The following is a 9,101-nucleotide window of genomic DNA, read 5'->3' as shown; positions in this document are numbered from 1 at the left end:
GCGGCGCCCGAGCAGGCCTGACACCCCGCACGAACCCACGACGCCCCCGAGCCGCCTGGCGGCCCGGGGGCGTCGTCGTGCGCGGGTGGCTCGGGTCCGAGCCTCAGGCGTCCTGGATGAACGCCGTGACCGCGTCGGCGATGAGCTGGACCGCGATCGCGGCGAGCAGCAGACCGGCGATGCGGGTCACGAGGATGGTCCCGGAGTCCTTGAGTACCCGGTGGATGAGGTTGGCGAACCGCATCGACAGATACAGGCACACGTGCACGGCGACGACCGCGAGCGCGATCGCGAGCACGTCGGCCGCCGTGCCGTCGGTCTGCTTGACGAAGACCATCGTCGCGACGATCGCGCCCGGCCCGGCGAGCAGCGGCGTGCCGAGCGGCACGAGCGCGACGTTGACCTTGTTGTTCGGGGAGGCCTGGGCCTCCTCCATCTTCCCGGTCAGCAGCTCCATCGCGACGAGCAGCAGCAGGAGCCCGCCCGAGGCCTGCAGCGCCGCGAGCGAGATGTGCATGTACGACAGGATCGACTGGCCGAACACGGCGAACGAGACGATCACGCCGAGGGCGACGGCCACGGCCTGCCAAGCCGCCTTGTTCCGCTGCTTGCGCGTCATCGCGCCCGTCAGGCCGAGGAAGATCGGCACGGTCCCGGGCGGGTCCATGATCACGAACAGCGTGATGAACACCGAGGAGAACAACCTCAGGTCGACGAACTCCATCACCGCACCGCCTTGTTCAGCGCGCTGGTCTGCTCACCGGACGACTTCACTCGTGCCACGCTCCTCGATCGCGGCCAGGGTCTCCGGCCGGGTGAGATTCTCCCCCAGCTCGTTCAGCTTTCCTGCACCGTGATAGTCGCTGCCACCCGTGACGAGCAGCCCGAGCCGGTCCGCGAGCGCGGTGAGGCGCTCGCGCTGGGCGGGTGAGTGGTCGCGGTGATGGACCTCGAGCCCGACGAGGCCCGCCGCCGCGAGCTCGTCGAACGTCTCGTCGGGGACGATGCGCCCGCGCGCGTCGGCGCCCGGGTGCGCGAACACGGGGACCCCGCCGGCCGCGACGATCGCGCGCACCGCGTCGGCCGCGTCCGGGGCGTAGTGAGGCACGTGGTACGGGCCGTCGGCGCGCAGCAGCCGCGCGAACGCGGCGTCGCGGGTCGACACGACCCCGTTCGCGACGAGCGCGTCGGCGATGTGCGGCCGCCCGACCGTCACGGCGTCGTCCGACTGCGCGACGACGTCCTGCCACGTGATCGGCACGTCCCTGGCGAGCAGCTCGACCATCCGCCGGGCCCGGCCGAGGCGCGCGTCGCGCGTGCGCTCGAGCTCGCGCACGAGCGCCTCGTGCGTGGGGTCCTGCAGGTAGGACAGCAGGTGGACGCTGACCCCGCGCCACCGCGCGGAGACCTCGGTGCCGCGCACCAGGGCGATGCCCACGTCGCGCGCGGCGCGCGCGGCGGCGTCCCAGCCGACCGTCGTGTCGTGGTCGGTGAGCGCCACGACGTCGAGCCCCGCGGCCGCCGCCGCGGCGACCAGCTCGGCGGGGGTCTGGGTGCCGTCGGACGCCGACGAGTGGGCGTGCAGGTCGATGCGCACACGGGCACCGTATCCGGCGCCGTCCGCGGGCGGTGGGAAGATGACGGCATGACGGACGACACCGCAGCGCGCAGCGACCGGACGAGCAGCGACCGGACGAGCAGCGAGCCGAGCAGCGACGAGACCTGGAACGAGGACCAGCCGATCGAGGAGCGCGGCTCGAACCGCTCGCAGCGCCCCGGCTCGGCCGCGTTCCTCGAGTTCGTGACGTCCGGCTGGGCGCCCCGCCCGCCGTCGCAGGTCACGCGCGCCGCCGCGGCCGACCACACCGCGGCCCGCCGCAGCGCACTGTCCGCCGTGTTCCCCGGCCGCCGGCTCGTCGTGCCGGCCGGGACGTTCAAGGTGCGGTCGAACGACACGGACTACCGGTTCCGCCCACACTCCGGGTTCGCGCACCTGACCGGCCTGGGCGTCGAGCAGGAGCCGGACGCCGTGCTGGTGCTGCACCCCGTCGAGGACGGTGCGGGCGACGACGGCAGCGCCCATCACGCCGTGCTCTACATGCGTCCGCTCGCGGGCCGCGACACGAGCGAGTTCTTCTCCGACTCGCGCTACGGCGAGTTCTGGGTCGGGGCGCGGCCGACGCTCGAGGACCTCGAGACACTCACGGGCATCGCGACGGCGCACATCGACGAGCTGCGCGACGCGGTCGCCAAGGACGTCGGTGACGGTGGTGTGCAGGTCCTCGTCGTGCCCGACGTCGACGCGGGCGTCGAGGCCGTGATCGACGAGATCCGCCGGCAGGAGGCCGAGCGCGGCGCGCAGGAGCAGACGGACCGCGACGAGCACCTGGTCGAGGCGCTGTCCGAGCTGCGGCTCGTGAAGGACGCGTACGAGGTCGAGCAGATGCGGCTCGCCGTCGCGACGACCATCGAGGGCTTCGAGAAGGTCGTCCGCGCGCTGCCCGCCGCGCAGCAGCACGCCCGCGGCGAGCGCGTGGTCGAGGGCACGTTCGTCGGGCACGCGCGCCAGGAGGGAAACGCAGTCGGGTACGAGACCATCGCCGCGTCCGGCGACCACGCGACGACGCTGCACTGGATCGACAACGACGGCCAGGTGCGCGCGGGCGAGCTCCTGCTGCTCGACGCCGGCGTCGAGGTCGACTCGCTCTACACCGCCGACGTCACGCGCACGCTGCCGATCGACGGGACGTTCACCGAGGTCCAGCGCCGGGTGTACCAGGCGGTGCTCGACGCGGCCGACGCCGCGTTCGCCGTCGCCGTGCCGGGCGCCCGGTTCCGCGACGTCCACGACGCCGCCATGGAGGTCATCGCCGCGCGGCTCGACGAGTGGGGGCTGCTGCCGGTCACCGCCGAGGAGTCGCTGCTGCCCGAGAACCAGCACCACCGGCGCTGGATGGTGCACGGCACGAGCCACCACCTCGGCATCGACGTGCACGACTGCGCACAGGCGCGGGCCGAGCTCTACCTGGACGGCGTGCTCGAGCCGGGCATGGTCTTCACGATCGAACCGGGCCTGTACTTCAAGTCCGACGACCTGCGCGTGCCCGAGGAGTACCGCGGCATCGGCGTGCGGATCGAGGACGACGTCCTGGTCACGCCCGACGGCAACGAGAACCTGTCCGCGGCCCTCCCCCGCGACCCGGACGCCGTCGAGGCGTGGATGGCGGGGCTGCTGGGCCGCTGACGCTCAGGCGGTGGGGCCGGTGCTCGTCCCGGTCCCACCGGTCGCGTCCGGCGTTGCCGGCGGCGGCTCGCTCACGGGCGGCGTCGCCGCAGGCGTGGTCGTCGTGGGCGTCGTCGTCGTGGGCGTCGTCGTCGTAGCCGTGGTCGTCGTCGGCGGCAGCGCACTCACCGGCGGCACGGGCGCGTCCTGGACCGGCCGCGCGGGCCACCCCGAGACGACACCCCCGATCTCCGCGAGGAGCTGACGCGCCTGGTGGGCCTTCTCGGCGTGGCACAGCACCGCGTACGACGACGCGACGATCTGGCTCGCCGAGGTGAAGTCACGCCGCCCGCGCGTGAACGAGTAGGTGAGCACCGAGAAGAGCAGGCCGAACGCCCCGCCGATCAGGATCGCGGGCAGGAACAGGCTCGCGCCGCCGGGCTCGGAGAACAGCGACAGCAGCAGACCCACGAACAGGCCGAACCATGCTCCGGAGACGAAGCCCCCGGACGCGGCGCGCGGGTACGACAGCCGCCCGGTGACGCGCTCGACCATCTGCAGGTCGGTCCCGACGATGGTGACCATCTGCACGGGGAACGACTTGTCGGCCAGGTGGTCGACGGCCTTCTGCGCCTGCACGTACGTGTCGTAGCGCGCGACGGTCTCGCCCTGCGGCGGGGTCGGCGTGCGCGGGATGCGGGACTGGCCGGTGAACGACATGGGGCGATCCTCCCCCGCCGACCTGGGGATTGACCAGGCGCCCGCGGCACACGCCAGTCACGCACCGCTCGCGCACCCCCTTCCCACCGCCCGACCCAGCGGATGCTCCGGCTATCCGGGCACGGGGCCCGAGCAACCGCTGGGTGGCGGGTGGGGGTGGTGGGACAGGGCCACGGGTGGGTGCGGTCGTGGCCCTGTCCCGGCGGTCACGGGTAGCTGGTGACGAACGACGGCGTGCCCGTGTTGCTGTTGTCGACCTGCGCGCCCACGTCGTTGACGACGTGCCGGATCGTGCCGGCGCTCAGGTTGACCGTCATGACGTGGTGGAGCCGCACACCGGGCCGCCTCGGCACCTCGAACCCGCGCTCGGTGACGATCGAGGGGTTGTTCTGGTTGAAGACGTACACGCCGGCGCCCCACACCTCATGCGTGCGGACCCGGTCGCCGACCTTGTACCCGGCCCAGCCGAGCGTGCCGTCCGGCTTGGTCCAGTCGGCCTGGGTGGGCGGGTCGTACGGCAGCTCGTTCTGGAACAGCACCACGCGGCCGCGCTCGCCGTTCCAGACGAGGTTGTGCTGCTGGAAGTGCTCGACGAACAGCCCGGTCGCGGTGACGTCGTCGCCGTTCACGACGACGCCGACGCGCCCGCGGTTGGTGCGCCAGCGCTCGGTGTCGCCGTTGACGCCCTCGGTGAAGCCCTCGACGCCGTGGTCGGCACGCCACACCCACGTGTGGTCGACGACGACGCCGTCCGCGTCGATCTGCAGCGCGACATCGGTGCTGCCGCGGTGCGGCCCGCCGACGCGGAAGTACACGTCGCTGAGCGTGATCGGGTCGCGCCGCGCCTGGGCGCGGTCGGGGCCCTTCGCATGGTGCTTCGGGCCGTGGGCGTGGCGCCCCACCTGCAGCAGCACGGGCGACTTCGTCGGACCCGCGTCGATCGTCACGCCCGCGACCACGATGCCGGGCGCGTCCTCGACGACGAGCGGCACCGCGCCACGCGCAGCGGTCAGGGTCGCGTGCCCGAGCCCGAGCACGACCGTGCCGGGACGCTTGGCGACGACGCTGCGGTCGATGTCGTAGACGCCGGGCGTGAGCAGCAGGTGCTTGCCGCGCGCGAGCTCGGCGTTGATCCGGTGGACCGGGTCCCCCGGGCGGGCGACGTAGAAGTCGCGCAGCGGCAGCGACCGCCCGGGCGTCATGCCGTTCGCCCAGGTGATGCCGCGGGTGCCCTGCGCCGCCGCGGGCACGCGGACGTTCCACGCACCGCGCGCGTCGACGAACAGGAACGGCTTCTCGCGGCTCACCGGCGTCGTCTCGAGCGTCGTGTACGGCGGGGCGGGGAACGTCGCGTCGTCCGGGGCGCCCACGACGCCCGCGAACACCTGGTTCCACACGGCGTTCGACCAGCTGCGCACCTCGCTGTTGCGCGTGAGCCACTGCTGCTGCGAGCCGTTGACGACGTCGCCGAACCGGGAGTCCGCGATGAACCCGCCGCTCGCGTACTGCGGACCGGCGGTGCAGTAGTCCATGAGCGAGAAGCCGGGGTCTCCCTCGGCCGCGAGCACGTTGACGCGCCGCAGCGAGACCGCCTGCGACACGGCCCAGAAGTTGGCCGAGGCGCGGCACCCGTCCTGACCCGCGGCCTCGATGTCGATCGTGAGGTTCGACAGCGTGCGCCAGAAGTTCACCAGGGCGAGGCAGTTGGGGTTGGCAGGGTCGTCGGACAGGCAGCGGTTGTAGGTCTCGACCTTGCCGTGCACGACGACGTCGGTGGGCGAGGCCCCGAGGCCTGCGACCTCGGTGTAGTACCCGACCTTGAGCTGCAGCGGCTGCGTGGCCGTGCCGTACTCGCCCGGCAGGAACAGCAGGCTGTACCGGGCCGTGCCCATCTCGTTGTCGACCTGCTGCGCGTGGATCGCGTCGACGCGCGCCTGGATGTCGGCCACGGGCATGGACGGGTCGAAGACGACGACGTTGCGGCCCAGGTCGGGCGTGGTCGGGCCGTGGCCAGGACCGGGTCCCGGGCGACCTGCGAGGGCGGGCGACGACGAGAGCGTCGCCGCGAGCGTGAGGGCGGTGATCGCGACCAGCGCGGTCCGACGACGTCGTCGGCCTCGGGTGGGCGCAGGGCTGTGGTGGTGCACGGGTGATCCTCTCCGTCGAGCTCAACCGGACATACCGGAGCCAACCACACTGACCGACCGGTCGGTAAGTCCTAGGTGACACGTGTCCGTGCCGTGGTTGCCGCGCACCGGCCGCCGCGCTGCCGGGCGCGCGGTCGTCCAGCAGGTGAACCGCGGGCGACGATCGTCGCGCCGCAGGTCGCGGCGTCGCGTGCGCTCGCGGCCCGGGCGTCTAGGCTGACCGCGTGAGCAGCGTCGGCACCCGGGTGTTCGTCGCACGCCTGGCCGGCACCACGGTGTTCGATCCCCTCGGTGACCAGGTCGGCCGCGTGCGCGACGTCGTCGTGCTCGTCCGCCCCAAGGGGGCGCCGCGGGCGGTGGGCCTCGTCGTCGAGGTGCCCGGGCGAAGGCGCGTGTTCCTGCCGCTGACCCGCGTGACCGCGATCGACCCGGGGCAGGTCATCTCGACCGGCCTCGTCAACATGCGGCGCTTCGAGCAGCGCGCGTTCGAGACGCTCGTCGTCAGCGAGCTCCTGGACCGCACCGTCGACCTCGTCGACGGCACCGGCTCGGCGACGATCGAGGACGTCGCGATCGAGCTCCAGCGGAACAACGACTGGATCGTGTCCAAGCTGTTCGTGCGCCGGGTCGTGCCCGGCCACCGGGGTCTGCTGCGCCGCCGCGGGGAGACCCAGCTCGTCACGATCGGCGAGGTCACGGGACTGGCACGCGCCGCCGGGCAGCAGGGCGCCGAGCTGCTGCTCGCCCAGTACGAGGACCTCAAGCCCGCCGACCTCGCCGACGTGCTGCACGACCTGGGCACCACGCGCCGCCTCGAGGTCGCCACGGCGCTCGACAACGAGCGGCTCGCCGACGTGCTCGAGGAGCTGCCGGAGGACGACCAGGTCGCGATCCTGCAGGGCCTCGAGCTCGGCCGCGCCGCCGACGTCCTGGAGGCCATGGAGCCCGACGACGCTGCTGACCTGCTCGGTGAGCTCCCCGAGGACCAGGCGGCCGAGCTCCTCGAGCTCATGGAGCCCGAGGAGGCGCGGGACGTCCGGCGCCTGCTCGCGTACGAGGACAACACCGCGGGCGGCCTCATGACGACCGAGCCCGTGATCCTCGGGCCGGAGACGCCGATCGCCGCCGCGCTCGCGCACGTGCGGCGCCAGGACCTGGCGCCCGCGCTCGCCTCGATGGTGTTCGTCGTGCGCCCCCCGCTCGAGACGCCCACGGGCCGCTACATCGGCGTCGTGCACCTGCAGCGCCTGCTGCGCGAGCCGCCGCACGAGCCGATCGGGTCGGTCGTCGACACCGACATCGAGCCCGTCGAGGCGGGCGCGCCGCTGCTGGCCGTGACCCGCCAGCTCGCGACCTACAACCTGCTCGCGCTGCCCGTCGTCGACGCCGACAAGCGGTTGCTCGGCGCGGTCTCGGTCGACGACGTCCTCGACCACCTGCTGCCCGCCGACTGGCGCGAGCAGGACGACGAGGAGCACGGCGTGAAGGTCGTGGGCAAGCTCGCGCCGCGGCACGTCGCGGCCAAGCCGGCGGTGGGCCGTGGCTGAGCGCCTGGACCAGCCGCGCGAGTCGCGACGCTCGCTGCTGCCGCGCCCGACGACCGACCAGGACGCCGCGGGCCGCGTCTCGGAGAGCATCGCGCGGTTCCTGGGGACGCCGTCGTTCATCTTCTGGCTGACGATCTTCTGCGTCGTCTGGCTCGGCTGGAACTCGTGGGGTCCGGAGGAGCTGCGCTTCGACAAGGCCGCGAACGGGTTCACCGCGCTCACGCTCATGCTGTCCCTGCAGGCGTCGTACGCCGCGCCCCTGATCCTGCTCGCGGCCAACCGGCAGACCGACCGCGACCGCGTGCAGGCCGAGCAGGACCGGCAGCGCTCGGAGCGGAACCTGGCGGACACCGAGTACCTGGCCCGGGAGATGGCCGCGCTGCGCATCGCGCTCGGCGAGGTCGCGACGCGCGACTTCGTCCGCTCCGAGCTGCGCAACCTGCTCGAGGACCTCGTCGCCGAGCAGGACGAGGACGAGGCGGACGAGACCGCACCGGCGGACAAGGCCGACCAGCGCACCCGGAACGAGCGCAAGCCCGAGCGCCGCCGCAGCGGCACCTGACCTCGCCGCACGGCCCCTGAGCTCGCCGCACGAGGCCTGGGTCGCTGCCGCACCGGCCGCCTGGTCGCTGCCCTACCCGACCAGGGCCGGACGGCCCGGACGAGGTGCGCCAGGACCGACCTAGCATGGTCGTCGTGCCCCTGACTGACGATTCGCTGACCGAGGCAGTCCGCGCCGCGCTCGCCTCCGTGATGGACCCTGAGATCCGCCGGCCGATCACGGAGCTCGGCATGGTGCGCTCGGTGCAGGTCACCGACGGCCGCGCGGTCGTGGGCCTCGACCTGACGACGTCCGGGTGCCCGCTCAAGGACACCCTCACGCGCGACGTGACGGCGGCCGCGTCGGGAGTCGACGGCGTCACCGACGTGGCGGTCGAGCTCGGCGTCATGAGCGCCGAGCAGCGCGCCGAGCTGCGCCGGCTGCTGCGCGGGACGGACGCCGAGCCGACGATCCCGTTCGCGCAGGCCTCGTCGCTGACCAAGGTGTTCGCGATCGCGTCGGGCAAGGGCGGCGTCGGCAAGTCCTCGATCACGGCGAACCTCGCGGTCGCGATGGCCGCCGACGGCCTGCGCGTGGGCGTCGTCGACGCGGACATCTACGGCTTCTCGATCCCCCGCATGCTGGGCGTCGACCGTCCGCCGACCAAGGTCGACGACATGCTCCTGCCGCCCGTGGCGCACGACGTGAAGGTCGTCTCGATCGGCATGTTCGTGCCGCCCGGCCAGCCCGTGGTGTGGCGCGGGCCGATGCTGCACCGCGCGCTGCAGCAGTTCCTCGCGGACGTGTTCTGGGGCGACCTGGACGTCCTCCTGCTCGACCTGCCGCCCGGGACCGGCGACATCGCGATCTCGGTCGCGCAGCTGCTGCCCGGCTCGCAGATCGTCGTCGTGACCACGCCGCAG

General features: G+C 73.1%; 8 protein-coding genes. 4 read left to right on the top strand and 4 right to left on the bottom strand.

The features are described 5' to 3' along the window. Window positions 1-103 precede the first annotated feature (103 nt). Both CWIS_RS12385 and CWIS_RS12380 read right to left on the bottom strand, forming a co-directional pair. Window positions 104-724, bottom strand: coding sequence for a MarC family protein (locus CWIS_RS12385; RefSeq protein WP_048343591.1), 621 nt, complete (start codon window positions 722-724; stop codon window positions 104-106). A gap of 33 nt (window positions 725-757) precedes the next feature. After that, window positions 758-1,597, bottom strand: a complete 840-nt coding sequence (locus tag CWIS_RS12380; RefSeq protein ID WP_048343590.1) for a PHP domain-containing protein — start codon at window positions 1,595-1,597, stop codon at window positions 758-760. A 48-nt stretch (window positions 1,598-1,645) separates the two neighbouring features. On the opposite strand from CWIS_RS12380, the gene CWIS_RS12375 reads away from it, so the two are divergent. Next, a complete protein-coding gene (locus CWIS_RS12375; RefSeq protein WP_048343589.1) occupies window positions 1,646-3,244 on the top strand; it encodes an aminopeptidase P family protein in 1,599 nt (532 codons plus the stop codon). Window positions 3,245-3,247: 3 nt separating this feature from the next. Here CWIS_RS12375 and CWIS_RS12370 read toward each other — a convergent pair whose 3' ends face one another. Both CWIS_RS12370 and CWIS_RS12365 read right to left on the bottom strand, forming a co-directional pair. Further along, entirely contained in the window at window positions 3,248-3,943 is a 696-nt protein-coding gene (locus tag CWIS_RS12370) for a general stress protein (RefSeq protein WP_048343588.1), read from the bottom strand. Window positions 3,944-4,149: 206 nt separating this feature from the next. Next, on the bottom strand, window positions 4,150-6,090 hold the full coding sequence (locus tag CWIS_RS12365) for a glycosyl hydrolase family 28-related protein (RefSeq protein WP_048343587.1): 1,941 nt from the start codon (window positions 6,088-6,090) through the stop codon (window positions 4,150-4,152). A gap of 224 nt (window positions 6,091-6,314) precedes the next feature. Here CWIS_RS12365 and CWIS_RS12360 point away from each other — a divergent pair, with 224 nt between their 5' ends. From CWIS_RS12360 to CWIS_RS12350, 3 genes are all read left to right on the top strand, one after another. Beyond that, complete coding sequence (locus tag CWIS_RS12360; protein WP_048343586.1) at window positions 6,315-7,637, top strand: magnesium transporter MgtE N-terminal domain-containing protein; 1,323 nt, start codon at window positions 6,315-6,317, stop codon at window positions 7,635-7,637. Continuing rightward, on the top strand, window positions 7,630-8,199 hold the full coding sequence (locus CWIS_RS12355) for a DUF1003 domain-containing protein (RefSeq protein ID WP_048343585.1): 570 nt from the start codon (window positions 7,630-7,632) through the stop codon (window positions 8,197-8,199). Before CWIS_RS12360 ends, CWIS_RS12355 begins: the two co-directional genes overlap by 8 nt. A 125-nt stretch (window positions 8,200-8,324) precedes the next feature. Further along, window positions 8,325-9,101 (top strand): P-loop NTPase (locus CWIS_RS12350; protein ID WP_231583846.1); only part of this gene is annotated, 777 nt, incomplete at its 3' end.

This window comes from Cellulomonas sp. A375-1 (genome assembly GCF_001040865.1).
Lineage (GTDB): Bacteria > Actinomycetota > Actinomycetes > Actinomycetales > Cellulomonadaceae > Cellulomonas > Cellulomonas gelida.
This window is presented reverse-complemented; position numbering and strand designations above follow the sequence as displayed.

Coding starts and splice junctions, on each gene's coding strand:
- CWIS_RS12375 (WP_048343589.1), top strand. CDS start 1,646: ATGACGGACGACACCGCAGCGCGCAGCGACCGGACGAGCAGCGACCGG.
- CWIS_RS12370 (WP_048343588.1), bottom strand. CDS start 3,943: ATGTCGTTCACCGGCCAGTCCCGCATCCCGCGCACGCCGACCCCGCCG.
- CWIS_RS12385 (WP_048343591.1), bottom strand. CDS start 724: ATGGAGTTCGTCGACCTGAGGTTGTTCTCCTCGGTGTTCATCACGCTG.